The organism is Ruegeria sp. CDSC021 (genome assembly GCF_059610845.1).
In genome coordinates, this window is record NZ_JBXWOK010000002.1 from 224,059 (window position 1) to 251,050 (window position 26,992).

Consider the following 26,992-nt stretch of genomic DNA (forward strand, 5'->3'; position numbering starts at 1 on the left):
CCTTTTTCTATAAGGTCTTTACGATCTGGGCTGCTATTCGCTTCAGCCGATCATCCACAAAACAAGTCTCATCCGGTTTCAATGCCTGGTGGCGCGGATACCGCGGCTCTGCCCGGTCATTCAGGATCGGGGCGTCCCAGCCATCAGTGGTGGCAAAAAAGCGATCGGCGCCCTCGGACCCGAACGCACGCAAATAGCCCTGCACAACCACATCGATATAGCTCATCAGCAGGGGGTGGCGCCGGCTGGCCGCGGATTGACGGTCATCAGGTACGGCATAAACAGCGATCTCAACCTCGTGTGGCAGAGAATGGGTGACGGCCTTAGTCGCTGGAACGCGGTCGTAGGCCCACTCACGTTGATCCAGCGCGTCCCAGTCATTGCCCGGGACATGGGCAATCATGCCGTCGATTTCAGAAGTGGGATCCGGAATGGCAGTCAGGAAAGCGACCGGGCGCAAATCGGTATGCCGCCAGGCCCGCCGCCATCCCTTCAACTGCGCGGGATGCGGGTCGGGGAAATCGTGGGTCGCGAGGTTCACGAGGCTGCCGTAGCCAAAGAAATAGGGATCTGCCATGCGGGATCACTTCTGACCGGGAATTGATGTATGTCAAACCGCTTTTTTGCCCAACATGCAATAAGGCAGCATGTTGAACTTAGGGAGGCAAACATGCGGATAACCAAGCGGACAAATATTGCTGTGCGCCTACTGATGTATTGTGCAGCAAATCCAGACAGGTTGGTGACCAAATCCGAGATCGCAAAGGCCTGCAATATCTCGGAAAACCACTTGGCGCAGGTGATCAACCAACTCAGCCAGTTAGATTATCTGAGCACTCATCGCGGTCGCAATGGTGGTATGGTACTCGCTAGATCTGCTGATCAGATACGGATCGGTTCGGTTTTTCGACATATCGAGGGCGACTTGCCGATTGCCGAGTGCTTTGCGGATGCCGACAATACATGCCCGCTCACCAACGCCTGCCGGCTGCGCCTTGCGCTGCGGGACGCGGCCGAGGTCTTTTATGCCTCGCTGGACGAAATCACGCTGGATTCGCTGGTGTGTGACAATGCAAATCTGCTGACGATTTTGCAGCCCGTCGCCTGCGTCCGATAAACTCAGTCGCTGGCGCGCAAGATGCGCGCCGGGCGAACGGCAAGGGGTTTCAAGGCAAAGATCAACCCCGCGCCCAGCGTGACGATGATCCCGGCCAATACGATGCCGATGGCAGATGGCCAAATGACGTCAAAGCTGGTGTCGAAAATATATGTCGCAACCGCCCAGCCGCCGAGGATGCCCACCATCAGGGCTACAATTCCAGCGGCAGACCCCAGCAGAACAGCCCGAAGGGCAAAGCTGATCAATATGCGCCGTCGGTCGGCACCGATGGTCTTCAGGACTGCGGCCTCGTACCGCCGGGCTGGTTCACCCGCTGCCGCGGCGCCGATCAGGACCAGAAAGCCGGTTAGCAGCGATACACCAGCCCCATAAGACGTCGCAGCGGCCAACCCCGCCAGCAGACCCGAGACCCGGTCAATCGCATCGCGGACACGGATTGCGGTGATATTGGGGAATCTACCCGCCAGATCACGAAGGATCGCGGCTTCAGCCTGCTCTTCGGCATAGACGGTGGCAATGAAGCTATGCGGTGCGCCGGCCAGGGCCGACGGGTTCATGGACATGATGAAATCCATGCCGGCGGTCGAGAAATCCACCTCGCGCAGAGAGGTGAGCTCTGCGGTGATGTCGCGCCCCAATATGTTGACGGTCAGTTGGTCACCCAGCTTCAGGCCCATCTCTTCGGCCTCTTCAGCGGCGAAGCTGACCTGAGGCGTTCCGGAATAGTCTTCGGACCACCATTCCCCGGCGGTGACCCGTGCGTTCGAGGGCGGGGCGTCAGAATAGGTGACCCCGCGGTCGCCTTCCAGAACCCAGTGGTCCCCGGCGATCTCAATCGCGGGCTGCCCGTTAATCTGTGTGATGATCCCGCGCAGCATGGGCGCGCTTTGGATCCGGCTTACGGCAGGGTCGTTTTCCAGCCGTTCGGTAAAGCCAGGCATCTGCTCTTTCTGGATATCGACGAAGAAATAAGAAGGGGCGACATCGGGCAGGTTTCCTGAAATCGCGTTTCGCAGCGTGCCGTCGATTTGTCCGACTGCGGCCAGTACCGACAGGCCCAACCCCAGCGACAGGACAACCGATGCGGCCCCTTCGCGCGGATCGGAAATGGCCGACAGGGCCCATCGCAGGGGAGGATTCCCTCGGGCGGGTTTTGTGGTCAGGCGCGCCAGTTTGCGGATCGCCAGCGCTGCCATCGAAAGCAGAACCAGCGCTCCGGCCAACCCGCCGCTGGTCCAAAGGGTCAGGCGCGCCGATCCGCTGAAAAAGGCAGCTGCGCCGATCAGCGCCGCAAGCCCGATGCCTGTCGCTAGGATGTATTTTGCACGGGGCAGGAAGCGCGCCGAAGACAGCGCATCGCGAAACAGGGTCGCAGCGCGGACTTCTTCAGTACGGGCAAGGGGCCAGAGTGTGAATAAAAAGGCGGTGAGCACGCCGTAAAGCGCGGCTTCAGCCAGAGGCTGCGGATAGAACGAGAACACTGCGGGCACAGGCAGGCGAGTTTCGATCAGCGGCGCAAGCAGCAGAGGCACCGATCCACCCAATATGATGCCCAGAAAAATGCCGATGCCAGAGAGAATACCGATCTGGATCAGATAAGTCTGAAACACGGTCGCCCGATCGGCACCCAAAGTACGCAAGGTAGCAATGGTTTCAGTCTTTTGCGCCAGATAGGCGCGCACCGCTGCAGATACGCCGATGCCGCCAACAGCCAGCCCGGATAGTCCAACCAGAACCAGAAAAGCGCTGAGCCGGGCAACAAATTCTGAAATGCCGGGGGCACCGTTCCGTGCATCGGTCCACCGCATTCCGCTGCCTTCAAGGGCTTCGCTTGCCTGCGCCGAAAGAGCTGTAAGATCAGACCCCGGCGGTAGATCCAGGCGGTATTTGGTGGAAAACAGAGTACCCGGTGCCAATAATCCGGAAGTCAGCAAGTCCTGTGTGCGGATCAGCGTGCGCGGACCCAATCCAAACCCGTCTGCCGCCCCGTCCGGTTCGTGGATCAGGGCTGCCATCAGGACAAATTCCTGAGTTCCAAGTGAAAACCGATCCCCAACCGATAGCTGAAGCCGGTCGATCAGAGCGGGAGCCATTACGGCACCGGGCGCCCCTTGCTGGCCTGTAAAGGCGTCACGCAGGGGCATCTGGGGCTCTAGTATTGGCTTGCCCAACAATGGATAGGAGTCGTCAACGGATTTGACCTGCGTAAGCGCCCGCTGTGGGTCACTATTCTGCTGCGCGACTGCCATTGACCGAAAATCGACGACTTCGGAGATGGCTAAGGCCGCGTCGTTCATCCATGCACGCTCAGCCTCATCCGCAAAGCGATAGGTGAATTCCAGCTGTGCATCCCCGCCCAGCAGAGCCGCGCCTTCTTGCGTCAGTCCGGTTTGGATGGCGTGGCGGACCGAACCCACTGCGGCAATGGCAGCGACCCCAAGTGCAAGACAAGCCAGAAACACCCGAAAACCGCGCAGACCTCCGCGCAGTTCCCGCCGCGCCAGCCGCCCGGCCATCCGCAGGCTCATTCGGCGCCCTCTTGCCTTGTGTCATCGGCAATCCTTCCATCGCGCAGCCGGACAACACGGTCACATCTGCGCGCAAGGCTGTGGCTATGGGTCACCAGAACTAAAGTAGCACCATGCCTGTCGCGCAGGCCAAGCAGCAGATCAATGATGGCGGCTCCGTTTGTTTCGTCCAGATTGCCGGTAGGCTCATCCGCCAGCAGGATCTGTGGTCGCGGGGCAGAGGCACGGGCGAGCGCGACGCGCTGCTGCTCTCCACCGGAGAGCTGCGCCGGATAATGGTCGCGTCGATGCGTCAGCCCTACGGACTCCAATTCGGCTTCGGCCCGTTGAAAGGCATCTTTGTGGCCGGCCAACTCCAGCGGTGTGGCCACGTTCTCAAGGGCAGTCATCGTGGGGATCAGGTGGAAATTCTGAAATACAACGCCCATGCTGTTGCGTCGGAACCGCGCGAGCTCGTCTTCGTTCATGCGGGTCAGATTTTGCCCGAGTGCGGTTACCTGGCCGCCCGTCGCCTGTTCCAGCCCGCCCATCAGCATTAGTAACGACGATTTTCCTGACCCGGACGGCCCAATCAGACCCAGTGTCTCGCCCTTGTGTACGGAAAGCGTGATGTCGTGCAGGATATCTACCCGACCGGCATTGCCATCCAGCGATAAAGCGGCATTTTCAAGCGATAGAACAGTTGCGATCATGGGTAGGTCCGAACCGAGGTAATCAAATGGGATATGGAGCAGTTGAGATGTTGCGCAAGGCTTTGATGCCGGTGCTTATCACGTGTTGCGGCTTTGCGGCCACAGCAGAAACCGTAGTGATTGCAGCTCTCGGGGATTCTTTGACTCAAGGGTACGGCCTGCCCGAGCAAGACGGATTTGTTCCGCAGCTGGATCGTTGGTTGAAAGATCACGGAGCGGATGTGCGCCTGATCAATGCGGGTGTATCCGGGGACACCACCGCCGGAGGGGCGGCACGTGTGGACTGGACACTGACGCCCGACGTGGATGGGATGATCGTCGCATTGGGCGGGAACGATCTGTTGCGAGGGCTTGATCCGGCAGTTGCACGCGCAAATCTTGAGACGATCCTGAAAGCAGCAGATGGCGCTGAGGTCGCCGTGTTGTTGGTCGGGATGCAGGCGCCGGGGAATTACGGTCCAGATTACAAAGCCGCATTTGATGCGATCTACTCCGATCTGGCGGATCGATATCAGACTGGATATGCGCCAAGTTTTTTCACAGGTTTGACTGCGGCAGGAAACCCCGAAGAAGTACGGGAACACATGCAGGCAGATGGCATCCATCCCAACGCCAGTGGTGTGGCCCTCATCGTTGAAGACCTTGGACCAAAGGTTTTGGAACTTGTGAATTCAGCAGAAGATTGATCAGACGACCGTCACAACTGTTCCAATCGGCACCCGCTGGTACAGGTCGATGACATGCGTGTTCAGCATGCGTATACATCCGTTCGAGGCCGCACGGCCTATGGTCTGCGGCTGAGTGGTCCCGTGAATTCGGAAATAAGTGTCAACGCCGTTCTGGAACAGATAAAGCGCCCGTGCACCTAACGGATTGCCGTCACCGCCAGGCTGCACATAGTCGTTATCCTTGAAACGAGCATATGTAATTGGTTCACGCTCGATCATTTCATTGGTGGGGCGCCAGGTGGGCCACTCCTTTTTGACGTCTATGGTCGCTGTTCCGGTGAACTCCAGCCCGGCTTTGCCCACCCCACACCCGTAACGGATTGCCTTGCGAGGTTCTGTTACGAAGTACAGATAGAACGAGCGTGGAACCACCAGAAGCTGGCCTGGCAGGAATTGCTTTTTGATTCGAACAAATTGTGGAGTAGGGTCGTATTCGACGGCTTTCTTTGCCGACGCGGCGGTCGAAACAAGGCTTGCTGCTGCTGTTGCAGTCAGGAATGTACGGCGTGTCAACATATCAGCTCTCTTCAATACAACAGAAAAATCATGACCATAGTGTCCGGATGATATCCGATCCGGTCAATCGTCGGGGAAGAGTAACTGAATTGTGATGTAATCGCCGAGACACACTTTTACAGGTGGTCGCTCAGGCACAAATAGAAAAGGGCAGAGGAAAACCCTGCCCTTACAGCGGCTTACGCCAGCTGGATGTCGTCGGCGCTTTCGCGACCGTCACGACCCGAGCGCAGCTCGTACGTGACTTTCTGGTTGTCGGCCAGACCGGTCAGGCCCGAGCGTTCGACGGCCGAGATGTGAACGAAGATGTCTTTGCCGCCATCTTCGGGTGCAATAAAGCCGTAGCCTTTGGTGGTGTTGAACCATTTTACGGTGCCTGAAGGCATATCCGTGTTCTCCTTATCTGGTGCTGCCCACGGAGTTGCGACAGCCTGGCGTCGTCGTCTGTATCGATAGACTGAACGCCGTAGAAGGAGACAGTGGGTCGAAATAGAAAAACGGTAGCACTCTGAGTATGCCAGTTCAGACGAGATGTGACAAGCCGGATTTGCAATCCTGAACGACTGAAACTAGCGCCAGGCATCAGAATCTACGCATCAGAATATCCTGAAACAATCTATACAATGTATGTGGTTAGACTGAATTTTTTGGATTCGCGAGCGCCCGGAAGAACGTCACGCGCCAGACCGTCCGAGGATCACTTTGCGAGCGGCAATTTGCCCACGATCTCGTTCATTTCGGGCGAGGCCACAAAACATCTGGGAAGCTGGGAAATCACTTCGTCAATCGGATCGTAGATTTGGCTCGCGGCCTTTCGCAGATCTTCCGGAATATCTTTTTCAGCCCGTTCACGCCGCGGAGCCGGTACAAATTTCAATCCGGTAAATTCAGAGATTTCGTCCTGATATTCCCACAACGCATCGTAGTGAACGCACAATACCGGGATGTCGTCATAAGTGACCCATTCCTTGATCTGCCGTGCCTGTTGCAGCACATCACGTTCGAAAAGCTCGTCATATGTGCCCGTCGCATGCAGATTGTAGAAGTGCTTTTTTATCCACTCAGGGCCATAGCCTTCCATCGCTGTGTAGACTGAAAAGGTAGAGTCCTTTGTCGAGCCAAAGCAAAAGACGACTCGGGTATCTTTTGACCAGTTTGACAAAACCTGCGGAAAATCATGCGTCTTGTAAAGAAACGGCGCCTGGAAGGTGGCGTCGTCCAACCGAGACACGAAACTGGCCTGACCCGAGAGGTTTGGGTCCAGCCTTTCCAGTGCATCGCGCAGCGCATGGTAGGTCATGGTGCTGCCCGACCGGCCATTGCTTGCGACGATCACACAGTAATCTGTCTTGTACATTTGCCGGATGCGCTTGCGCAGCGGCGCGCTGATTTTCAGCGCGCTACGTTGCCATTTTTCCAACCGTCTTTTGAGCTTCCGTCTCATCGCGCAAACTTCTTATGCTTCAACCGCTTCGGCTCCAGCGCGTCTGGTCCCAGACGGCGTTTCTTGTCCTCTTCGTAATCCTCGAAGTTGCCCTCGAACCATTCGACATGGGCATCACCCTCAAACGCCAGAATATGCGTGCAGATCCGGTCGAGGAAGAAGCGGTCGTGGCTGATGACCACGGCGCAGCCGGCGAAATCGACCAGCGCGTCTTCCAGGGCGCGCAGGGTTTCGACGTCCAAATCGTTGGTCGGTTCATCGAGCAGCAGGACGTTGCCGCCCTCTTTCAGCAGGCGGGCCATGTGGACGCGGTTGCGCTCACCCCCTGACAGCAAGGAGACCTTTTTCTGCTGGTCGCCGCCCTTGAAGTTGAAGGACGAGCAATAGGCGCGGGAATTGACCTGCGCATCGCCCAACTGAATGATCTCGGCGCCGCCGGTGATCGCCTCCCATACGGTGTCGTTGTCCTTGAGGTCGTCGCGGGACTGGTCGACATAGGACAGTTCAACCGTGTCGCCAAGCGTGATGGTGCCTGCGTCGGGCTGCTCTTGACTAGTAAGCATCTTGAACAGGGTCGATTTACCGGCGCCGTTGGGCCCGATGACGCCGACAATTCCGCCGGGGGGCAGGGTAAAGTCGAGGTTCTCGATCAGTTGCTTATCACCCATGTGTTTGGACAGGCCTTCGACCTCGATCACCTTACCGCCAAGGCGCTGGCCGTTGGGGATGACGATCTGTGCGCGGGTCAGCTTTTCGCGCTCGGACTGTTCCGCCAAATCATTATAGGCGTTGATCCGGGCTTTGGATTTGGCCTGACGGGCCTTCTGGCCTTGGCGCATCCAGTCGAGTTCGCGTTGCAGGGTCTTCTGCTTAGACTTGTCCTCGCGGGCTTCCTGCTCCAGCCTCTTGGCCTTTTGTTCCAGCCACGCGGAATAGTTGCCCTCATACGGCAGACCACGACCTCGGTCGAGTTCGAGGATCCAGCCGGTGATACTGTCGAGGAAATAGCGGTCGTGAGTGACGATCAGGATGGTGCCTTTGTAATCGATCAGGTGCTGTTGCAGCCAGGCGATTGTTTCGGCATCCAGGTGGTTGGTCGGCTCGTCGAGCAGCAGCATGTCGGGCGCTTCGAGCAGCAATTTGCACAGCGCGACGCGGCGTTTTTCACCGCCTGAGAGGTTGGCGATATTGGCATCGTCTGGCGGGCAGCGCAGCGCCTCCATCGAAACGTCGATCTGGCTGTCGAGATCCCAGAGGTTCTGGCTGTCGATCTCGTCCTGCAGCTTGGCCATCTCATCCGCGGTTTCGTCTGAGTAGTTCATCGCCAGTTCGTTATAGCGGTCGAGGATCGCCTTTTTCTCGGCCACGCCCAGCATGACGTTTTCGCGCACGCTGAGGCTTTCGTCCAGCTTCGGTTCCTGCGGCAGGTAACCGACTTTGGCGCCTTCGGCCGCCCAGGCCTCGCCGGTGAAATCCTTGTCGAGGCCGGCCATGATCTTCATCAGCGTCGATTTACCCGCGCCGTTGACGCCGACAACACCGATTTTCACGCCGGGCAGAAAGCTCAGGTGGATGTTTTCAAAGCACTTCTTGCCACCGGGATAGGTCTTGGAGACACCCTGCATGTGGTAGACATATTGATAGGCGGCCATGTCGCGTCCTTTGGGTCGGAGGAATTTGGTTGGACGGTGTGATACCCGAGCCGACAAGGGCGAGCAAGAATAGTTCTGAGCTTATTCGAAGGCTTCCAGCAATTTGTCGGTGAAAGATCTATTTTCGATTACGAGACCTTCTTCGTGGATGCGCCGAACAATTTCGGGTTGAACCATCTGAGCCGCTTTTGCACCGGCCACCTGACCCGTTTTTGCGCCATGCTGCATCATTGCAGGCGTTAATCGGAGTAGCTTCTTTCCCGTCGGGCTGTCGTAGAACTGGGTTATTTCGTGCAATTCAGAAGCTGAGAAATTTTCAACATAGAATTGAGCCGTTGGAATCCGCAGTTCGTGGATGAATCCATCCATGAATACGTCCATCACAATGTCGAAAAACGCTTCGGTATCAGATACTTTTATGCCCCTGGAAATTAGATCTTGTTGCACCGCTTGTATCAGGACCGGACGCATTGCGACCAGCACACCTTGCATGACTTCTTCGTTTACGGTGACGTTGGCTATATAATCGGCATCCTCCTGTGCGCCTGCATACAAAACATTCGACGAGAGGGCGAGGAAAGCAGTGGCCAATGATAGGTTGCGCAATAGATTGTTCCTATTGATTTAGTGTTTTTCTGTCGGGGTAGTGCTTATCCAGTCAGTACAGGTGCTGCAAGCTATGGCAGTGCCTTGACTCTGCAAATAATCCTTGCGTTGTGGGCTTGGAGGGAAGCTAGGAAACTGCAAGAAGGTCCGTTCAGTAACGCAGACTGAAGGAACCGCTATAACAACGGCATTCCAATACGTTATTTCTTGCTACTCACAAGCAGGTTGCGCTGACTGGATTAGTTTGCGGCCTGCGCTGCGGAATGAGATAGTCGCTGTAGAGGGGGCCATGTTCTCTGCTAATGGGCCGGACGGAGACCGCAGCTGCGCGGGCAAGCGAGCCGTGACCCTGATCCAGCGGGAACATCTGTCTGCGATAGGCTCCTATCTCGGGTAGGGTCTGGTTGCGCCTGAAACCCTGCGACGCAATCTGGTGGTATCAGGAATCAATTTGGCGGCGCTCAAGGGGCGTGAGGTGCAGGTGGGCGAGGCCATCCTGCGTTTCACTGTGATCTGCGCGCCGTGCAGCCGGATGGAGGAGGCGCTGGGCAAGTGTGGTTATTCCGCCGTTCGGGGTCATGGCGGTTGGTGCGCCGAGGTGGTGCGGCCCGGGCGGGTCAGGTTGGGCGACGCTGTGCAACCTGTTGATTGACAACCCCGCCGAGTTCTGAACATCAGCAAGAGATGCAGCGTAGCTCTATCCCATATGTACGGCCCGGGCAGGTTGTGGGGTTGTTCGGGGGGTCATTTGATCCGCCGCATAAGGGCCATGTGCATGTGACACTCGAGGCAATGAAGGCCTTTGGGCTGGATCGGGTGTGGTGGCTGGTCTCTCCGGGCAATCCTTTGAAAGAGCGCGGGCCTGCGCCATTGGCGCGGCGGGTGAAGGCAGCGCAAGCTGTGATGCAGCATCCACGTGTCGAGGTGACGGATATCGAGACCCAGATCGGCACGCGCGCCACGGCGGATACTGTCGCCGCCCTGCAGAAGCTTTATCCGCAGGTCAGGTTTGTCTGGCTGATGGGTGCAGATAACCTGGCGCAATTCCATAAGTGGAAGGATTGGCAGTCGATTATTGAAACCGTACCGGTTGGCGTTGTTGCCCGTCCCGGAGACCGCATCTCTGCACGTATGTCCCCTGCGGCGCGTCGCTATGCCAAATACCGCATCGACGGGCAGGCGCGGCATTTACTGGGCCGGGCACAGGCCCCGGCGTGGTGTTTTGTGAATGTGCCGATGCTGGATGTCAGTTCGACCCAGTTGCGCATTCAGGGGGTTTGGGGCAACAAGGTGTTGCCTGAATAGCCCCTGTGGGCCCATAATTCGGATCTCAGGTTGTTTGCCTGTGATCTCTGGGATTTTAATTAACCCATGAATGATCGTTATTCGCGACGAGGATTTATTGCTGGGCTGGGCGCGGCCCTGATGCCTGTAGCCGTTATGGGTGAGGCACCGCTTACATCATTGAGGCCTCAGATTCGTGATGAGCCGATCGTAGGTGTTGTGCGCTTGGTCGAAGCCGCGAACCTGCGCGGCGAAGTCGCCTTTGCTGTAGCCGACGCTGATACAGGCACGGTGCTTGAAGCCTATGGTGGCGACCGGGGTTTGCCACCGGCAAGTGTTGGCAAGGCCCTGACCGCGCTTTACGCGCTGAATGTGTTGGGTGCTGACTACAGGTTCGAAACTGCGTTGGTCGCTGAGGGGCCCATAGAAAACGGCATTTTGAACGGCGATCTTGTTCTTGTTGGCGGTGGTGATCCTTTGCTGGATACGGATGCGCTGGCCGCGATGGCGGCAAACTTGCGCGAGGCCGGAATCACCGAGGTCCGCGGCGCGTTCAAAGTTTATGATGGCGCGTTGCCTTACGTGTTCAGCATTGATCCGGGGCAGCCAGATCATTTGGGGTACAGCCCTGCGATCAGCGGCATTTCTCTGAATTTCAATCGCGTGCATTTCGAGTGGAAAAAGCAGGGCGCCAGCTATGACGTGACCATGGATGCCCGAAGCACGCGCTATACCCCTGCAGTGGAAGTGGCGTCCATGAAGGTCGAGGGCCGCAACCTGCCGATCTATACCTACGAACCCAGCGCCCGTCAGGACCGGTGGACTGTTGCCAAAGGCGCGTTAGGTAGCGATGGGGCGCGGTGGCTGCCTGTCCGCAAGCCCGCGCTTTATGCAGGTGACGTTTTCAGAACATTGGCCCGATCCAACGGAATTGTGCTGGGGCGGACGCAGGTCACGCGGCAGATGCCGAATGGAACCCCTTTGGTCATTCATCAAAGCGACCCGCTCGAGAGCATATTGCAGGGCATGCTGAAATACTCGACCAACCTCACTGCCGAGATGGTAGGGCTCGCTGCCTCGAGGGCGCGCGGTACGCGACCGCAGACTTTGGCGGAGTCAGCCGCCGAGATGAACAGATGGGCCACAGAGACCTATGGTGTGACCGGGGTTGCGATGGTCGATCATTCAGGGCTTGGGGGCGATTCACGCGTAGCGCCCGAGGATTTGGTGGTCGCGCTGCTGGCGGCGCAGAAAGCCGGAGACCTCCGGCCTTTGCTGAAGAAATTTACCCTTGCCGACAGTCAGGGGCGGCCGGTCAAGGATCATCCGATCAGAGTGAATGCGAAAACCGGAACCCTGAACTTTGTCTCGGGCCTGGGTGGGTTCATAACCTCACCAGATGGGGCAGAGCTGGCCTTTGCGATATTCACGGCCGACATAGAACATCGCGCAACGATCCCCCGAGCGTATCGTGAACGGCCCGAAGGCGGGCGGAGCTGGAATAACAGGTCGCGCAAATTGCAGCGCGCACTGATCGAAAGGTGGGGGAAGCTGGCCGGCAGCAGCTGATGTCAGGTCGTGTGCCGTGCTCGCGCGCCGCGCTCGATGGCAGCGGCATGCAAACGGTCGATGTCCAACTCGTAACGGATTTCCTCGAGCAGCCGCAATTCGGATTCTGCCAGCGTACCATCTGCAGCCGCAACATCACATGCAAGCGCATAGGAGGTTTCGTTCAGGCGTTCGGGCAGGTTGTCGCGAATCAGTCCAAACAGGGCATCCAGACCATCTTCTTGTTCAAACAGATCGAAGACGATCTGGGAAACGCGATACATCCGGTCGATGTCATATTCTGCAAAGACAGGCAGCATGTTGACCGCGCCCTCGATTTTGACCAGCTCGGCGGTGCGGATGGTCTCATCTGATGCAGAGATCGCAACCATAATCGCCACGAGGCAATCTTGAGGAGACATCGGGTGTGGCACTTGGTTGGTCATAGGGGTGTCCTGATTGAACTGTTCTGATCCCGCACGATAGGTGGGGCAGGGAATAGGTTCAACGGATTTTGGAGCGATAGATCAAAGAATGGGCAAAGGGCCACGTGTTTTCGTCTGCCGCAGTACAAAATTGCTGCGAGTGTCGCGGACTAACCCCGATTTCAACAGCCTTTGCATGATGAACGCCTCAAGATCTTCGGGTGTTTTCGAATAGACTTTCAGAATGAAGTCATGATCCCCGGTGATTGAGGCGCACTCGACAATCTGAGCCTCGGTCTCAACCAGCCGCAAAAACGAAGTGATGCTGTCTTCCTGATGATCGCGCAGCGCAACATGAACATAGGCTATTGCGTTCAGGCCGACGGATTTGGCGGGCACACGAGCGGTATAGCCTGCCACAACCCCAGCAGCTTCGAGATCGCGAACCCGCCGCCAACATTGCGAGGCAGACAGGCCGGTACGATCCGCGAGCTCTTGCATAGACAGACGGCCATCGGTCTGAAGCTCTTGCAGGATGGCGATATCCGCGTTTTGAAGCATTTGCGTCATATCTTTTGAGTTTGTGAAATGTTTCGTTCATATTGTATGATCCTGAAAAACATTCAAATGAAATTTTTCACGATGGCTGGCTATGCTCTTTTCAGGAGGAGCTTCCATGCCAAAGTCGACAAAATACGTCGCCAAGGTGGCCAATGCCGATGGTCACATCACATATACCGACGAAGAGGATGCTGTCTGGGCTGATCTTTATGCCGCTCAGCAAGAGAACATACAGCGCTATATGGCGCGTGATTATCTCGCGGGGCTGGACCGGCTGGAGCTTCCGAAAACCCGTGTTCCATCATGCGCTGATATTTCTGAGAGGCTTCTGGATATGACAGGCTGGAAAGTGCAGCCTGTACCCGCGCTGATCGGGTTCAAGACCTTCTTTGGCATGTTGGCCGACCGGGTTTTCCCGGCCGCCTCGTTTATCCGGTCCCGCGAGGATTTCGATTATATCGAGGAACCGGACATCTTTCATGAAATTTTCGGCCATACTCCGTTGTTGAGCGATCCGCGATTTGCTGCGTTCAGTCATGCTATCGGAATGGCTGGGGTGCGGGCCGGTGAAAAGGACTATGCTTGGCTGATCCGACTGTATTGGTTTTCGATCGAATTTGGTCTGCGGCGTCAGGATGGGGTGATCAAGGCGCTGGGATCGGGGCTTGCCTCATCCCCGACCGAACTTGTCTACGCGGTGGAAAGCGAAATACCCGACCGCGATCCCTTTGACGTTCTGACGATCCTGCGCACGCCCTACCGGATTGATATGCACCAGATGGGCTATTTCGTGCTGGACGACCCCGAGGAACTGTTTGCTGCCGCCGATCGGGATTTGCTGGCGGATGTGCATAAGGCGCAATCACTGGGCCTGTTGCCGAATAAGTTTCCCGAAAAGGCAACAGCGGCGGAGTAAGCTGGACATGACCACATCAGAACAAACCTGCACCCTATCGGATCGGACCTGTGCCCCTTGTTCCGGCGGCATTCCAGCTTTGAACCGTGATGCGGCAAGCGCGCATCTGGCCCAGTTGACCTCCGATTGGTCGCTGGATGCGGATGCAAAAACTCTCAGCCGTCATTTCAAATTCAAAGGCTTTGCCAAGGCGACCTATCTGGCAAACCTTTGCGCCTGGCTGGCCGATCAGCAAGGGCATCATCCCGACATTAGATTTGGATGGGGATATGTGGATGTTCAGCTGATGACCCACGAAATTGACGGCCTTAGTGAGAATGATTTCATCTGGGCGGCCAAGTTGGATCAGTTAGTCGTCTGAGGCCAGTTTCCAGACAGGAAAAACAGCTTGCTTTATTGACTCATGCTGCACCGGCACAATAGGAGGGGTCGGTCGGCGGCAAACGAAAGCCGACGCTGTTTTCCCGATGGAGCTTGAAGAAAATGTCTGAACTGCGTGAAACCGCGATGTCGTCCAAGGCTTGGCCTTTTGAAGAGGCGCGCCGGTTGCTCAAACGCTATCAGAAAGGGGCTCCGGACAAGGGGTATGTGTTGTTCGAGACGGGCTATGGCCCGTCCGGCTTGCCGCATATCGGGACATTTGGCGAGGTGGCGCGGACCACCATGGTCAAGCGTGCGTTTGAGGCGCTGTCGGATATTCCGACCAAGCTGATCTGTTTCTCGGACGATCTGGACGGTATGCGCAAAGTTCCCGGCAACGTGCCGAATCCCGAAGCGCTTGAAGAGCATTTGCAGCGTCCTCTGACTTCGGTCCCTGATCCGTTCGGCGAATACCCAAGCTTTGGCGAATACAACAACGCAATGTTACGCCGGTTCCTCGACACTTTTGGGTTCGAGTATGATTTCTATTCGGCGCGCGACTTTTATCGCTCGGGTCAGTTTGACGAGATTCTGAAGCGGGCGGTCGACAACTATGATGCCGTAATGGCCATCATGTTGAAAAGCCTGCGAGAAGAGCGGCAGCAGACCTATTCGATCTTCCTGCCGATCCACCCCGAAACGGGTCGGGTTCTGTACGTGCCGATGAAAAAGGTCTGCGCCGAGACCTATACCGTCACCTTTGATGACGACGACGGCAAGGAATGGACGCTGCCGGTCACGGGTGGCAACGTAAAGCTGCAGTGGAAGCCGGATTTCGGTGCGCGCTGGGCCGCGCTGGGCGTTGATTTTGAAATGTATGGCAAGGAACATGCAACCAACGAAAAGATCTATGACGCGATCTGCCGGGCGTTGGGTGGCCGTGCGCCAGAGCATTTCAGTTATGAGCTGTTTTTGGATGAGAACGGTCAGAAGATTTCGAAATCTTCGGGCAATGGCGTCTCGATCGACGAATGGCTGACCTATGCACCGACTGAGAGTCTTGCGTATTTTATGTATCAAAAGCCCAAGACCGCCAAGCGGATGCATTTTGATGTGATCCCCAAGGCCTATGATGAATATCATCAGCAACTGCGGGCCTATCCGGGGCAGGAGCTGAAGGCGCAGTTGAACAATCCGGTGTGGCATATCCACGGCGGGGAGGTTCCTGAATCGACCCTGATGGTGCCGTTTGCGATGCTGTTGAATCTGGCGTCGGTTTCGGGGGCTGAAGACAAAGAGGCGCTGTGGGGGTTCATCCGCCGCTATGCGCCTGAGGCCACGGCTGAGACGCATCCTGATCTGGATCAGGCGGCGGGCTTTGCGGTCCGCTACTTTAACGATTTCGTCAAGCCCACCCGCCAGCACCGGGCGCCGACGGATCAAGAGCGCGAAGCGCTGGAGGCGTTGAAAGCAGAGCTGGCGGCATATGACGGACCGATCGAGGATGAGGCGTTGCAATCGGTGGTTTACTCTGTCGGGCGCGAGCGGTTTGACCCTATGCGGGGTTGGTTCACCGCGCTGTATGAAGTGCTGTTGGGCGCATCCCAGGGGCCGCGATTTGGCGGGTTCATCGCGCTTTATGGCGTGCCGGAAACCATTGCGCTGATCGACAAGGCGCTGGCCGGAGAGCTGGTCTGATTTGACCTGATCGCGCGTGGGGCTATCCTTCGATCAGGAGGTGGCCCCATGCGTCGTTTATTGCTTGCTGTATCTTTGAGTGCCGGACTGGCATCCGGAGCCATTGCCCAAAACGCCGAGATCGAGGCGAATATCGCGGGGCAGATACAGGCGTTCAAGGCGGATGATTTCGCAACCGCCTTTACATTTGCCAGCCCCACTATCCAGCGCCTTTTCGGAACGCCTGAGAATTTCGGGGTGATGGTCCGGCGTGGCTATCCGATGGTCTGGCGGCCTGCGGACGTGCGGTTTCTGGAACTTCGCGAAATTTCAGGGGCGTTGTGGCAGAAGGTGATGATCACGGATGGCGACGGGCAGGTTCACATTCTGGACTACGAGATGATCCCTCAGGGACGGGGCTGGAAAATCAACGGCGTGCAGCTTTTGGGAAATTCGGATCCGGCGGCCTAGCGCAACACCACCGTCACGGTGATATGAGCGGCGGTTAATTCCTTTTCGATACTCAGGCTTTTGCGTTCGGGGCCGACCCCGAACACTGGGTTTATGCGCGTGGTGATTGGCCGCTGCGCGAATGGGAAAGGGATTTCTATGAACAAGGCAATCACCGACGGCATCGTGTTCATGCCGCCTGCTTTCGCAAACGGTCTGAACGTATGGTCAAGTGGTGACGGAACACCGGGTTCGCCAACCTATCATGGATCGGGGAATGGTATATTTGTTCCGGCAGATGCGGATTTTGGCGGATGTCTGGAAATTCTGAAGGTGAACGCAACACAACAGCTGCGCTATATGGGTCAGACACCGCTGCTGCCCGGGTGCTACTTACAGATCAAAGCCCGGATAAAAGCGATTAGCGGCCCCTTGCCCGAGGTTCGTATCGCCGCCTGGGCGGGCGGGGCAGGTGATGTTCAGGTGCCGGGCGTGGTCAAACAGGGCCCGGCAACACAGCTGTCCGGGTACGGCACCGTGCATGAAATCACTGCGATTGTGGGCGCGGGGCAACGGACGGGTGTGGATATGCCTTGGGGTGTTTCCACCCTGTACGGGCATTTCGGGCTGGATATTGAAGGCACCAACGGCGCTGTGGTCCGGATCGACGATATCGAGATTACGGATGTCACCAATGTGTTCCTGCGCGACATGATCTCTCTGGTCGATATCCGTGATTTCGGGGCGGTCGGTGATGGTGTAGCGGATGACACAGCAGCGTTTGTCGCCGCTGATCAGGCAGCGAATGGACGACGTGTCTTTGTCTCGGATGGCACCTACCTGTTGACGGAAAACACGACGATCTCGTCTGAGATTGAATTTGAGGGCATGGTCACAATGCCCGATGACAAGATGCTCTTGCTGACGAAGAACTTTAACCTGCCGGCCTATATCACGGCCTTCGGCGCCGAGGACCTGGCATTCAAAAAGGCCTTTCAGGCTTTGCTGAACAACTCGGATCATGAATCGCTGGATCTGGGCGGGCGCAAGATTTCGGTGAGTGAGCCGATTGACATGGCAGCGGCGGTTCCGAACAAACAAACAGGGTTTTCGACACGCCGGATCATCCGCAATGGCCAGTTCGATGTTCAAAGCAGTTCGGCCTGGGGCACCGAGACATTCACATCTCTGGCAACCTACAGCCCGTCGGACCCAACGCGTTTGACCAATGTTGCGAATGTTGCCAACATTCCTGTCGGCGCGCTGGTGCAGGGCAGCGGCGTTGGCCGCGAGATCTATGTCCGGTCCAAGGATGAGGGGGCGGGAGAGATCACTTTGAACGCGCCGATCTATAACGCATCCGGGACGCAGACATTTACCTTTTTGTCTTTCAAATATTTGCTTGATTTCAGCGGTTTCAGCACGTTGCGCAAGTTCGGAATGGAAGAGATCGAGTTTCAATGCAATGGCCGCTGTAGCGCAATCCGCCTTGCGCCGTCAGGCAGCACATTTGCCATAACGAACTGTTTTATCAGCCGACCTTTGGATCGCGGTATCACCTCGATCGGTACAGGGTGTCAGGGCATGTTGGTCGATAATTGTCAGTTCCTGTCTTCTGAAGAGTCCTTTGACGTCTCGGATCGCAAGTCGATTGCGTTGAACTCAACGGCCAATGACATCAAGTTGCGCCACAATCGCGCGGTTCGTTTCCTGCATTTTGCGGTGCTGGCAGGGACCAACAACATGGTCCTAGGCAACCATTTTTTCCAGGGAGACAGCATCACTCAGGGGGTGCGCTCGGCCGGTTTGGTCATGATCGGAACTTACAACAGCTCGACCATCGCCGAGAACTATGTCGATAACTGTTTTGTCGAATGGACAAATGAGCGGGATTCAGACCCTGTTTACACCGCTGGCTTCTCATTCAGCGCCATGAGCATTACCGACAATATCTTCTACTCGAACGAGGTCGCGCCCTGGTTCAGCAGCATTGTCATTCGTCCCTATGGCGCCGGGCATTTCCTGAACGGCGTCGTCGTGACGGGAAACAAATTCCGGTCCATCAACGGAGGGATCGACCGGGCCGAACGCGTGGACACGACATTCGCTGATCTGAACAACACAGCCCATTTGAACGTGACGTTTGAAAACAATACGTTCCATGGTGTCACTGCTAAAACCGCAAATCCACTGAGGGTACGGCACGCACAGAACACAGCTGCAACGGCGTGGACGGTGTCTTCTGAGGACCGGTTGCCCTTTGGTGGCAAGGCGCGCAGTTGTGACTCGGTTACCGTTCTGGGACCTTTGAAGACAGCGCTTGGGTCAACCAAATATTCGCACCCCTATGTCCTGCTGGAGCACGGGGTGGATGGATCTGATATCCAGTTACGCTGGCCTGAGGGTCTGAAGGGCGAGGTTTCAGCAATCCTGAGGATGGAGCGCTGACGGTGCGGGCGTCTGCCGGAATTAATGTAGGAACGGATTGGGCTTAGAATTCGTTCCACAAAGCCAGTTTGATGCCCGTGTTTTTGCGGGCATCATTTCTTTCCACCCCCAGAACCCAGGTAGTAGAACTGTCTTTGGTTCGGATCATGACCGAGGGGCGTGCCTTCCAATATATCGAGTGCCCAGACCTGTAGGCCGTTTCGATTTGGATTAGGGGATTGATCAACCTGTCCGATGAAAGCCCTGTTGTCAGGTCGAGCTTTCGATAGATGTCATCATGTGTTCGGTTTTCGATGGCGGCATCAATCGCGATCCAACCGCTTCCCAAGGCGCTCTGGAATCCTTTGCCGTAAGACAGCGTCACTTTGTACTGTGCCCAGGCCCGTTCATGTTTGTGATATGCACCGGCACCAAATTCAGCAGCGAACCGACCCCATTGGCCCAAATCCGCTACTGGGACACGGGCAAAGATGAGTGCATGGCCATAGAGGTCTTGGTTTTGTTCGAAATCAAAGCCGACCGTCAGGTTCTGGCTGTATCCCCATTCCGCATAGAGAGAGGTTTTATAGTCGTACCCATCCTCAGGGAGCCGAAAAGCTGTCAGTGAGGCGGCTGTGAATGCTGCATCCTTTTCTCGCAGCCATGCACCTGACCAGGCAGGAGAGGCCATCAGCAACAGGTGCAATATCAGGGCAATGCGATACATGCTTGCAGCTTCCGTCAGCATGGTTAACGGAGTGTTAGTGTTTTGTTTATTTTTCGAATTGAAAAGAGCGCGCCTAGGCCAAAAGGAAACACAAGACCTTTCAGAATCCTGTGTTAGGTTTGAGACAGACAAGGGAGTTTCAAGATGCCAAAGATTTCCAAAAACGCTACTGTGCAGACCGTAATCACAACATTTGAAATGACGCCTGGCACCTGCCAGGATCTGCTTGAGGCGTTGACGGATGCCTATGCCAGCTTCATCTCAAAGCAACCTGGATTTGTTGCAGCGGGATTGCACGTGAACGACGCCCAGACCCGGATTGCCAATTATTCGCAATGGGAGCGTCGCGAGGATTTTCTGGCCATGCTGCGTACGTCAGAAATGCGTGATAGAAACCGTAAAATCAACGAGTTGTGCAAGAGTTTTGAGCCCGTCATGTACGATGTTGCGGAAACCTTCAACTGATCCTGACCTGGATCAAGGTCACGCGTCTGGTAATCGACCAGTATACTTGAGCAACCAAGGAGGCGCGTGCCATGTATCACAATATTCTTGTACCAATATCATTCGACGACGCGCGTGATATGCCGTCCGCATTGAAACTGGCGCAACTGTTGGCGGCACCCGAGTCACAGGTCACGCTGCTGCACGTGGTCGAACATATACCGGCCTATGCCAGCGCTTATATGCCGGTCGGGTATCTGGACGATGCGCGCAAGGCCGTTCAGGCCGAGTTGGATGCGCTGGCGGAAAATATTTCGGGCGCCCGCGGAGTCGTTGTCGAGGGGCATTCCGGTCGGACGATCCTTGACTGGGCCGACGTGAATAAGCCGGATCTGATCATCATCGCGTCTCATCGACCAGGTATGCAGGATTTGCTTTTGGGCTCCACCGCTACCCATGTTGTCCGCCACGCTGCATGCTCAGTGCACGTGGTACGTTAGGTCTCTGCCAGATCACAAGCGAGCAGCCAAGAAATTGGACGGTCTGTCTTGTTTGCTTGGCCCAGGTTCGTAGAGCGTCCTGCATCGTGACAGAGTTTCACAGATATGTTTGTCCCTTAGGTATCGGCATCCCACGGATACTGGTGTATTGATCGGGAATGCAGCCAGAAAAGACCACTCCCAAGGCGCTGTTCACGGATCCGAAATCGGCCAAACGTGTTCAACGCGCCGAAGCTCTGCGCCGGCGCGCATTGTCACCGGTGCGGATTCTGCTGATGGTCCTCATGTTGCCGCTGACGACAGGCATCATTGCCCTGAGCGTCTGGTTGCGCACTTCAGAATTCGAGCGTGATGAGGCGGTTTTACATCTTGTTGCCCTTGCCGGATGTGGTGCTGCGCTCTCGGTTCTTCCTGGTCCGTTTCTGGAGGGCGAGCCGGGCTATCACCTGCAAAACGATCCCGATCAGGATGGTGTGGCCTGTGGGGTGATTGCCCCGAATGCAGAACAAAGCGCTGCCCCTCAAAAACGCGTTGGCAATGCCAAATTCGTGAGGCCTTGACAGGTGGGTAAGGACTTCGGAACAAAGAGGCAAAGCCGATGACGCGAGCAGAGTTCAACAGTTTCTGCGCGGGCCTGAAGGCCAGCTCTCATGTGGTTCAATGGGGCAACGCAGACGTGTGGAAAGTGGGGGGCAAGGTGTTTGCGATCTGCGGCTGGAATGACGGTCAGGACGCCTTCACCTTCAAAGCCACTGAACTGGCCTTTGAGGTGTTGAGCGACGAACCCGGAATTCGCCCTGCGCCATATCTGGCCTCGCGCGGAATGAAATGGCTGCAGGTCTATGAGGACCGCGGGATGAGCGACACGTCGCTGCGCGAGCATATCGTGACGTCCTATGATCTGGTCGTGGCCAAGCTGACCAAGAAGATGCGGGCGGAACTGGGCGTATAGGAATAGGTCATCCCATCCGCCACCCAGCCCATTTCACCTTTACTCACTTGCGCCAATAGTTGTTCGCTGCCGCCACGGTCTGGTAATTTGTCGCCACGACATGCGACACCATAGTCAGGCTGTCCGCATCGTTTTCGTAGATCGGCCTCAGGCGCTGACGAATCTCGTCATTGGGCTGCGTCTTCTTAACCGCCATCCGTGATAGTTTGATTGCCAGGTCAAATCCCTCCTCGGGTGTCTCGGTGATGAGCGTTGGTAGCCAGGACATGTGTTGTCTCCTATATCGCGTACGATAATATCGAGCACGATATAAACTGCCTTGTGGGCGTGGGTCAATGAATTATATCGTGCACGATATAAGCGAGCGAAGGTGCTGCCGTGACAGATTCTCCGACCCAACCGAAGACCGATGAGATGTTTTGCCATGCGGTCTATACGTCATGGCATGTAATCAACCGCGCTTATAAGAGACACCTCGGCCCGCTAGGGCTGACCTATCCGCAATACATCACCCTGACTCTGCTGTGGCAGAGAGACCGGCGAAATGTCAGTGAGTTGGCCAACGCGTTGTCGATGGAAACCAGCACGCTGACCCCGCTGCTGAAACGCCTTGAGGCCGACGGGCTTGTCGACCGAACCCGTAGCAAAGAGGACGAACGCCAGGTTGTTGTTTCTCTGACCGGGGCGGGATCGGCCTTGCGGTCTGTGGCGCATGAGATCACCGCCTGCATGATCGCCGATACCGGGCTGGACGAAGCTGACCTAGACCGCCTTTTGAATACGCTGGAGAAGCTGAAAGCCGGCTTGTCTCAGGCCGGCAATTAGCTCAGGCCGCAAACACCGTGAACGGCGCTTTGGTTGTTCGGGTTCGGTCTGGCTGAGGCTGTGGAATCAAAATATGTGAATTCAGATGTCGCGCCTTCCGCGCTGGGCAGCAACTCTGACGTGTCAGTGGCCCAAATACAGTGAGGCGTATGGTTGAAAATGGCCGCAAATCACGCCTATCAATATGAGATTTCAGGCTGCCATGCTAGGTTGCATGCGGCGAGGCCGCTCCGGTTTCGCCCTATGGCGATTTCGCCGGACGAGGGAGGAAAATCATGTTTGCACGTATTACTCAATTCAAGATGAAGCCCGGCACGCGTGAGGCGGCGACGGCGAAAATGAACGCATTGAAATCAGAAATCATGGGCATGCCCGGCATGCACAGCTTTACCAATGTGATGAACGAGGACGGGTCGGGCTATGTGATCTCGGTCGTTGAAAGCGAGGAGACCTCAAACGCAAACGCACCCAAAGTGGCCGAGCTGTGGGGCCATTTCGCCGAGTTCATGGAAAGCCCGCCAACGCCGGTTGGGTATGATGTGATTGCCCATTGGGATAAGGGGTAAGGTATCGGGCGGGATATTCCCGCCCTTTTTTTGCAAAAGAACCTGTGCCAGATCCTCGGCCAGCACCACACGGGTGCCGCGCACCCGGTGAATGGCGCTTTGGACCTCATGGGTGCTGGGCAGGGTGTTCGGGTTTGTCATGGCAACCGTTTGGAATCACAATTTGTGATTTCAAACGTGGAGGAGAGGGCGCTGGGCTGGAAGGGTGGAGTATGAGGTGGCGAGTAGGATGAATGATCCCACCCATCGTGGAGCGCAATCGAAAATGGTGGGTGCGAGCATCCATCCTACGCTTGCTGGGGTTTTCCCATCAAACGTTTAGGTCGCCTAGGAGTGATGGTTGGAAACTCATCCTACGCCTGCCGGACTGTATTGCTTAGAAGCAGAAAATTTGGTAATTTTTGGATTTGTGGAGGAAGAGTATTGGAAGGCCTCAAAAACAAAGAAAATAAACCAGACAAACAAACTATTAGCCGATGGCCATTGGCGGGATTACTCGTTGGCTTACCGCTATTTTTTGCTCTGATTTCGATATTTGGGTTTGCGCCGGTGTATTGGGAAGATTTGGAATTCCCGAGGTCTTTGCTGAGTTCTTTCCTTGGACCGTTATTGGCCGTAATTGCTTTGTTAGTTACTGTAGCGCTTTGGGCCCTTTTGTTCAGTGCTCATCTAAAACTTTCTAATGTCGAAAGAAAGTTACAGGCAATGAAGGAACAGCTTGAAGTACTTGATAAGTTGAATTTTGGTAAAAAATTCAAACAATAGTGTACAAATGTATTCGCACGATTTCAGACATGTGAACGTTGATGACCTCAATGACCTGCTACGCGACAATGGTAGCCAGCTTGTAGAGATTGCTCAGAGAATAGAAGATAACCGAATTCTCGTAGATCAGGAAAAAGATAGGCTAAGAGAACTTGCGCCACGAGCTTTCATAGAAACATTTGGAAACATTGCTTCTGCTTTTGCGGCCACATTAAACCCTATTGGATTTCTATTTCTCTTAGTTAGTTTGGGATACTCTTTCAAGGACGCATGTAGTGCTGCCGAAATCTATGCTAGAATTTGCTCACTTTCTGAGGAAGTAGATAGGCTGGAGAATGAAGCTCACATTCGTTTGAACGAAAAGCAGCTGATTGAATTGGAACTTTCAAAGAGATAATTGACTGTATCCAGTCGATCAATTATTTCTGCTTCCTCCGCTTCACATTCCCACCCCGTTGTCCCGGCCTGCCAGCGGTTGACCGTCCGCGTGATTTCACCGCGTCCTCGGATGCTTTCTCGACCGCCCATTGGCGCGCCATAGGGTCGTCGGCGATGGCCAGATCGACCGCTTCCAGACGCTTGATCTCGTCCCTAATATTGGCGGCCTCTTCGAACTCCAGGTTCTCGGCGGCCTTGCGCATCTTGTCGCGCAGCCCGTCCAGATGCGCCTCGAGGTTCGCGCCGTGCATTGGTTTGTCGATGGTGGCGGTGACGCGGTTCATGTCGACGTCGCCTTTGTAGAGACCGGCCAGAACATCCTCGACGTTTTTCTTCACCGTTGCTGGGGTGATGCCGTGTTCCTCGTTATAGGCGATCTGCTTGGCGCGGCGGCGATCGGTTTCGTTCAGCGCGCGCTCCATGGAACCGGTGATCTTGTCGGCATACATGATCACCCGCCCGTCGGCGTTGCGCGCGGCGCGGCCAATGGTCTGAACCAGTGAGGTTTCCGAGCGCAGGAAGCCTTCTTTGTCGGCGTCCAGAATGGCGACCAGCCCACATTCAGGGATGTCGAGCCCCTCACGCAGCAGGTTGATGCCGATCAGCACGTCAAACGCGCCCAACCGCAGGTCGCGCAGGATTTCGATGCGTTCCAGCGTGTCGATATCCGAGTGCATGTAACGGACCCTGATGCCCTGTTCGTGCATGTATTCAGTCAGGTCCTCGGCCATGCGTTTGGTCAGAGTGGTGACCAGCGTGCGATATCCATCGGCAGCGACCTTGCGCACCTCGTCCAGCAGATCGTCGACCTGCATGCCGACAGGGCGGATTTCGACCTCGGGATCCAGCAGGCCGGTGGGGCGGATCACCTGTTCGGTGAAGACGCCGCCGGTCTGTTCGATCTCCCACTTGGCAGGCGTGGCAGAAACGAACACGGATTGCGGGCGCATGGCGTCCCATTCCTCGAACTTGAGGGGTCGGTTGTCCATGCAGGATGGTAGGCGGAACCCGTGTTCGGCCAGGGTGAATTTACGCCGATAGTCGCCCCGGTACATGCCGCCGATCTGCGGCACGCTGACGTGGGATTCGTCGGCAAAGACGATGGCGTTGTCGGGGATGAATTCGAACAGCGTCGGGGGCGGCTCGCCCGGCGCGCGACCGGTCAGATAGCGCGAGTAGTTTTCGATTCCGTTACAGACGCCGGTGGCCTCCAACATCTCCAGATCGAAATTCGTGCGTTGTTCCAGACGTTGCGCTTCCAGCAGTTTGCCCTCTCCGACCAGTTGATCCAGTCGGATGCGGAGTTCCTTCTTGATGCCGATGATCGCCTGGTTCATCGTTGGCTTCGGCGTCACGTAGTGCGAGTTGGCGTAAACCCGCACCTGTTCCATATTCGCAGCGCGTTCACCGGTCAGCGGGTCGAACTCGGTGATGGTTTCCAATTCCTCACCAAAGAACGAGAATTTCCAAGCGCGATCTTCAAGGTGGGCGGGCCAGATTTCCAGGCTGTCACCCCGCACCCGGAACGAGCCCCGTTGGAATGCCTGATCATTTCGGCGGTATTGCTGGGCGACCAGATCGGCCATGATCTGGCGCTGGTTGTATTCGCCGCCAACCTTCAGGTCCTGCGTCATCGCCCCATAGGTTTCGACCGAGCCGATACCGTAGATGCACGACACTGAGGCGACGATGATCACGTCATCGCGTTCCAATAGCGCCCGCGTGGCCGAGTGGCGCATCCGGTCGATCTGTTCGTTGATCTGGGATTCTTTCTCGATATAGGTGTCGCTGCGCGCGACATAGGCCTCGGGCTGGTAATAGTCATAGTAGGACACGAAATACTCGACCGAGTTTTCCGGGAAGAAGCCTTTGAACTCACCATAGAGCTGCGCCGCCAGCGTCTTGTTGGGCGCAAGGATGATGGCGGGTCGCTGGGTTTCCTCGATCACTTTGGCCATTGTGAAGGTCTTGCCCGTCCCGGTCGCGCCCAGCAGGACCTGTTCTCTTTCGCCGTCGAAGATACCGTTGGTCAGCTCTTTGATCGCGGTGGGCTGGTCGCCTGCCGGTGAGAACTCGGTATGCATGACGAATTCTTTACCGCCTTCCAGTTTCAGGCGGGCGCGGACGTCATCAGCAGTCAGCTGAGTCTTGTCGGAATGGGCGTAAGGCATGGGCAGGCTCCGGGTCAGGCCACTACATTTGTTCTTATTTTGTCCAACTGCAAGACCTGATCCGATCTAGAAACGGCAGTTTCAGTAATACGCAAACCGATGATCCGGTATTTGATCCGAACGCACCTTTTCTTCAAGCGCTTTCAGGTTGTCACCCAGGACACGCCCCATCATCGCTTTCAGCACAGTCTGCCCCATCAGCCATCCCAATGGACCAAACTTCATTTGATAATCCATGCTCCAGACTACTCTGGATTGGTTGTTGGCAAGGGGTTCAACGGCGATTGCTGCATGTGCTTGGGTCAGAGGCATTGCAGACATCTCAGACAGGCGGACACGGTAGCCCCGGTTGATTTGCCAATCCGTGACTTCTTCTACCAGAGACGTCCCATTTTCAAAATGGCATCGTCGTTTCGATCCCACCCCATCCGCACCTTGTGTTAGCGCATCTACTGATGTCACCTGCGGGGCGAAATCGTCGATATGCATGAACCGGCTCAAAATGGCCCAGATATCTTCGGGTCGGGTATCAATGTCGAGGCTGCGTTCGTGGTGGATCATCTTGCTGTCCTTGTTGTGGCGTTTGAATGATTATACCATTTCCCTAATGACAGTTTTCGTCATCAGAACATCCTTGTCCTCCGCGACATTTGCCACCTTGTCCCAGGCC

At 56.1% G+C, this 26,992-nt stretch carries 33 protein-coding genes; 18 read left to right on the forward strand and 15 right to left on the reverse strand.

Annotated features, from left to right (window positions below; all coding sequences use genetic code 11):
• Positions 1 to 7: 7 nt before the first annotated feature.
• Positions 8 to 577 carry a gamma-glutamylcyclotransferase family protein gene (locus AC2FGB_RS06035; RefSeq protein ID WP_142635620.1) on the reverse strand — a complete coding sequence of 190 codons (570 nt, stop codon included), beginning with the start codon at positions 575 to 577 and terminating at the stop codon, positions 8 to 10.
• A 93-nt stretch (positions 578 to 670) separates the two neighbouring features.
• Between AC2FGB_RS06035 and AC2FGB_RS06040 the strand changes: the two genes are divergently transcribed.
• Positions 671 to 1,117 (forward strand): RrF2 family transcriptional regulator, encoded by a 447-nt coding sequence (locus AC2FGB_RS06040; RefSeq protein WP_142635622.1) that lies wholly within the window; start codon positions 671 to 673, stop codon positions 1,115 to 1,117.
• 2 nt (positions 1,118 to 1,119) lie between these two features.
• Here the strand turns inward: AC2FGB_RS06040 and AC2FGB_RS06045 are convergent, their stop codons facing one another.
• Both AC2FGB_RS06045 and AC2FGB_RS06050 read right to left on the reverse strand, forming a co-directional pair.
• Positions 1,120 to 3,648, reverse strand: a complete 2,529-nt coding sequence (locus tag AC2FGB_RS06045; RefSeq protein WP_496693605.1) for an ABC transporter permease — start codon at positions 3,646 to 3,648, stop codon at positions 1,120 to 1,122.
• Positions 3,645 to 4,340, reverse strand: coding sequence for an ABC transporter ATP-binding protein (locus AC2FGB_RS06050; RefSeq protein ID WP_496693606.1), 696 nt, complete (start codon positions 4,338 to 4,340; stop codon positions 3,645 to 3,647). The genes AC2FGB_RS06045 and AC2FGB_RS06050 overlap by 4 nt, the downstream gene beginning before the upstream one ends.
• 26 nt (positions 4,341 to 4,366) lie before the next feature.
• Between AC2FGB_RS06050 and AC2FGB_RS06055 the strand changes: the two genes are divergently transcribed.
• Entirely contained in the window at positions 4,367 to 5,026 is a 660-nt protein-coding gene (locus AC2FGB_RS06055; protein WP_496693607.1) for an arylesterase, read from the forward strand.
• Here the strand turns inward: AC2FGB_RS06055 and AC2FGB_RS06060 are convergent, their stop codons facing one another.
• The 5 genes from AC2FGB_RS06060 to AC2FGB_RS06080 form a co-directional block, all read right to left on the reverse strand.
• On the reverse strand, positions 5,027 to 5,584 hold the full coding sequence (locus AC2FGB_RS06060; RefSeq protein WP_142635628.1) for a L,D-transpeptidase: 558 nt from the start codon (positions 5,582 to 5,584) through the stop codon (positions 5,027 to 5,029).
• Between the two features lie 179 nt (positions 5,585 to 5,763).
• Entirely contained in the window at positions 5,764 to 5,970 is a 207-nt protein-coding gene (locus tag AC2FGB_RS06065; RefSeq protein ID WP_142635630.1) for a cold-shock protein, read from the reverse strand.
• Between the two features lie 311 nt (positions 5,971 to 6,281).
• Positions 6,282 to 7,028, reverse strand: a complete 747-nt coding sequence (locus tag AC2FGB_RS06070) for a hypothetical protein (protein WP_142635632.1) — start codon at positions 7,026 to 7,028, stop codon at positions 6,282 to 6,284.
• Complete coding sequence (gene ettA, locus AC2FGB_RS06075) at positions 7,025 to 8,680, reverse strand: energy-dependent translational throttle protein EttA (RefSeq protein WP_282021610.1); 1,656 nt, start codon at positions 8,678 to 8,680, stop codon at positions 7,025 to 7,027. The genes AC2FGB_RS06070 and ettA overlap by 4 nt, the downstream gene beginning before the upstream one ends.
• 81 nt (positions 8,681 to 8,761) lie before the next feature.
• A complete protein-coding gene (locus AC2FGB_RS06080; protein WP_496693608.1) occupies positions 8,762 to 9,286 on the reverse strand; it encodes a DUF2059 domain-containing protein in 525 nt (174 codons plus the stop codon).
• A gap of 400 nt (positions 9,287 to 9,686) precedes the next feature.
• On the opposite strand from AC2FGB_RS06080, the gene AC2FGB_RS06085 reads away from it, so the two are divergent.
• From AC2FGB_RS06085 to dacB, 3 genes are all read left to right on the forward strand, one after another.
• Positions 9,687 to 9,938, forward strand: coding sequence for an MOSC domain-containing protein (locus AC2FGB_RS06085; protein WP_416383917.1), 252 nt, complete (start codon positions 9,687 to 9,689; stop codon positions 9,936 to 9,938).
• Positions 9,939 to 9,970: 32 nt separating this feature from the next.
• Positions 9,971 to 10,591, forward strand: coding sequence for a nicotinate-nucleotide adenylyltransferase (locus AC2FGB_RS06090; RefSeq protein WP_496693609.1), 621 nt, complete (start codon positions 9,971 to 9,973; stop codon positions 10,589 to 10,591).
• 66 nt (positions 10,592 to 10,657) lie between these two features.
• Positions 10,658 to 12,139, forward strand: a complete 1,482-nt coding sequence (gene dacB / locus AC2FGB_RS06095; protein ID WP_496693610.1) for a D-alanyl-D-alanine carboxypeptidase/D-alanyl-D-alanine endopeptidase — start codon at positions 10,658 to 10,660, stop codon at positions 12,137 to 12,139.
• A 2-nt stretch (positions 12,140 to 12,141) separates the two neighbouring features.
• Here the strand turns inward: dacB and AC2FGB_RS06100 are convergent, their stop codons facing one another.
• Both AC2FGB_RS06100 and AC2FGB_RS06105 read right to left on the reverse strand, forming a co-directional pair.
• Complete coding sequence (locus tag AC2FGB_RS06100) at positions 12,142 to 12,564, reverse strand: tellurite resistance TerB family protein (RefSeq protein WP_142635642.1); 423 nt, start codon at positions 12,562 to 12,564, stop codon at positions 12,142 to 12,144.
• 81 nt (positions 12,565 to 12,645) lie between these two features.
• On the reverse strand, positions 12,646 to 13,113 hold the full coding sequence (locus AC2FGB_RS06105; RefSeq protein ID WP_246097185.1) for an Lrp/AsnC family transcriptional regulator: 468 nt from the start codon (positions 13,111 to 13,113) through the stop codon (positions 12,646 to 12,648).
• Between the two features lie 106 nt (positions 13,114 to 13,219).
• Here AC2FGB_RS06105 and phhA point away from each other — a divergent pair, with 106 nt between their 5' ends.
• The 4 genes from phhA to AC2FGB_RS06125 all read left to right on the forward strand — a co-directional run bounded on the left by phhA (position 13,220) and on the right by AC2FGB_RS06125 (position 16,528).
• A complete protein-coding gene (phhA, locus tag AC2FGB_RS06110) occupies positions 13,220 to 14,020 on the forward strand; it encodes a phenylalanine 4-monooxygenase (RefSeq protein ID WP_496693611.1) in 801 nt (266 codons plus the stop codon).
• A 7-nt stretch (positions 14,021 to 14,027) separates the two neighbouring features.
• On the forward strand, positions 14,028 to 14,381 hold the full coding sequence (locus AC2FGB_RS06115) for a 4a-hydroxytetrahydrobiopterin dehydratase (protein WP_496693612.1): 354 nt from the start codon (positions 14,028 to 14,030) through the stop codon (positions 14,379 to 14,381).
• 122 nt (positions 14,382 to 14,503) lie between these two features.
• Entirely contained in the window at positions 14,504 to 16,078 is a 1,575-nt protein-coding gene (locus AC2FGB_RS06120; RefSeq protein WP_281972498.1) for a lysine--tRNA ligase, read from the forward strand.
• A gap of 48 nt (positions 16,079 to 16,126) precedes the next feature.
• Positions 16,127 to 16,528, forward strand: coding sequence for a DUF4864 domain-containing protein (locus AC2FGB_RS06125; RefSeq protein WP_496693613.1), 402 nt, complete (start codon positions 16,127 to 16,129; stop codon positions 16,526 to 16,528).
• On the opposite strand, the gene AC2FGB_RS06130 is transcribed toward AC2FGB_RS06125, so the two are convergent.
• Complete coding sequence (locus AC2FGB_RS06130) at positions 16,525 to 16,683, reverse strand: hypothetical protein (RefSeq protein ID WP_496710095.1); 159 nt, start codon at positions 16,681 to 16,683, stop codon at positions 16,525 to 16,527. The two genes, AC2FGB_RS06125 and AC2FGB_RS06130, sit on opposite strands and share 4 nt — an antisense overlap.
• Here AC2FGB_RS06130 and AC2FGB_RS06135 point away from each other — a divergent pair.
• On the forward strand, positions 16,667 to 18,955 hold the full coding sequence (locus AC2FGB_RS06135) for a glycosyl hydrolase family 28-related protein (protein WP_496693615.1): 2,289 nt from the start codon (positions 16,667 to 16,669) through the stop codon (positions 18,953 to 18,955). The genes AC2FGB_RS06130 and AC2FGB_RS06135 overlap by 17 nt on opposite strands.
• Positions 18,956 to 18,998: 43 nt before the next feature.
• Here AC2FGB_RS06135 and AC2FGB_RS06140 read toward each other — a convergent pair whose 3' ends face one another.
• Positions 18,999 to 19,682, reverse strand: coding sequence for a hypothetical protein (locus AC2FGB_RS06140; RefSeq protein WP_246097186.1), 684 nt, complete (start codon positions 19,680 to 19,682; stop codon positions 18,999 to 19,001).
• 123 nt (positions 19,683 to 19,805) lie between these two features.
• On the opposite strand from AC2FGB_RS06140, the gene AC2FGB_RS06145 reads away from it, so the two are divergent.
• The 4 genes from AC2FGB_RS06145 to AC2FGB_RS06160 all read left to right on the forward strand — a co-directional run bounded on the left by AC2FGB_RS06145 (position 19,806) and on the right by AC2FGB_RS06160 (position 21,557).
• Positions 19,806 to 20,126, forward strand: coding sequence for an antibiotic biosynthesis monooxygenase family protein (locus tag AC2FGB_RS06145; protein WP_142635654.1), 321 nt, complete (start codon positions 19,806 to 19,808; stop codon positions 20,124 to 20,126).
• A gap of 71 nt (positions 20,127 to 20,197) precedes the next feature.
• The gene (locus tag AC2FGB_RS06150; protein ID WP_281972496.1) at positions 20,198 to 20,605 is read left to right on the forward strand and encodes a universal stress protein; all 408 of its coding nucleotides are present in this window, start codon (positions 20,198 to 20,200) and stop codon (positions 20,603 to 20,605) included.
• Positions 20,606 to 20,763: 158 nt separating this feature from the next.
• The gene (locus tag AC2FGB_RS06155) at positions 20,764 to 21,165 is read left to right on the forward strand and encodes an excalibur calcium-binding domain-containing protein (RefSeq protein WP_246097187.1); all 402 of its coding nucleotides are present in this window, start codon (positions 20,764 to 20,766) and stop codon (positions 21,163 to 21,165) included.
• A gap of 38 nt (positions 21,166 to 21,203) precedes the next feature.
• A complete protein-coding gene (locus AC2FGB_RS06160; protein WP_142635658.1) occupies positions 21,204 to 21,557 on the forward strand; it encodes an MmcQ/YjbR family DNA-binding protein in 354 nt (117 codons plus the stop codon).
• Positions 21,558 to 21,600: 43 nt separating this feature from the next.
• Here AC2FGB_RS06160 and AC2FGB_RS06165 read toward each other — a convergent pair whose 3' ends face one another.
• On the reverse strand, positions 21,601 to 21,825 hold the full coding sequence (locus tag AC2FGB_RS06165) for a hexameric tyrosine-coordinated heme protein (RefSeq protein WP_142635660.1): 225 nt from the start codon (positions 21,823 to 21,825) through the stop codon (positions 21,601 to 21,603).
• A gap of 110 nt (positions 21,826 to 21,935) precedes the next feature.
• On the opposite strand from AC2FGB_RS06165, the gene AC2FGB_RS06170 reads away from it, so the two are divergent.
• The 4 genes from AC2FGB_RS06170 to AC2FGB_RS06185 all read left to right on the forward strand — a co-directional run bounded on the left by AC2FGB_RS06170 (position 21,936) and on the right by AC2FGB_RS06185 (position 24,110).
• Positions 21,936 to 22,382, forward strand: coding sequence for a MarR family winged helix-turn-helix transcriptional regulator (locus tag AC2FGB_RS06170; RefSeq protein ID WP_496693616.1), 447 nt, complete (start codon positions 21,936 to 21,938; stop codon positions 22,380 to 22,382).
• Between the two features lie 275 nt (positions 22,383 to 22,657).
• Complete coding sequence (locus AC2FGB_RS06175) at positions 22,658 to 22,948, forward strand: antibiotic biosynthesis monooxygenase family protein (protein WP_496693617.1); 291 nt, start codon at positions 22,658 to 22,660, stop codon at positions 22,946 to 22,948.
• Positions 22,949 to 23,284: 336 nt separating this feature from the next.
• Positions 23,285 to 23,713, forward strand: coding sequence for a hypothetical protein (locus AC2FGB_RS06180; RefSeq protein WP_496693618.1), 429 nt, complete (start codon positions 23,285 to 23,287; stop codon positions 23,711 to 23,713).
• Between the two features lie 31 nt (positions 23,714 to 23,744).
• A complete protein-coding gene (locus AC2FGB_RS06185) occupies positions 23,745 to 24,110 on the forward strand; it encodes a hypothetical protein (RefSeq protein WP_496710096.1) in 366 nt (121 codons plus the stop codon).
• Positions 24,111 to 24,132: 22 nt separating this feature from the next.
• Here the strand turns inward: AC2FGB_RS06185 and uvrB are convergent, their stop codons facing one another.
• Complete coding sequence (uvrB, locus tag AC2FGB_RS06190) at positions 24,133 to 26,322, reverse strand: excinuclease ABC subunit UvrB (protein WP_496693620.1); 2,190 nt, start codon at positions 26,320 to 26,322, stop codon at positions 24,133 to 24,135.
• A gap of 81 nt (positions 26,323 to 26,403) precedes the next feature.
• Positions 26,404 to 26,883 (reverse strand): SRPBCC family protein, encoded by a 480-nt coding sequence (locus AC2FGB_RS06195; RefSeq protein ID WP_271948305.1) that lies wholly within the window; start codon positions 26,881 to 26,883, stop codon positions 26,404 to 26,406.
• Positions 26,884 to 26,992: the final 109 nt, after the last annotated feature.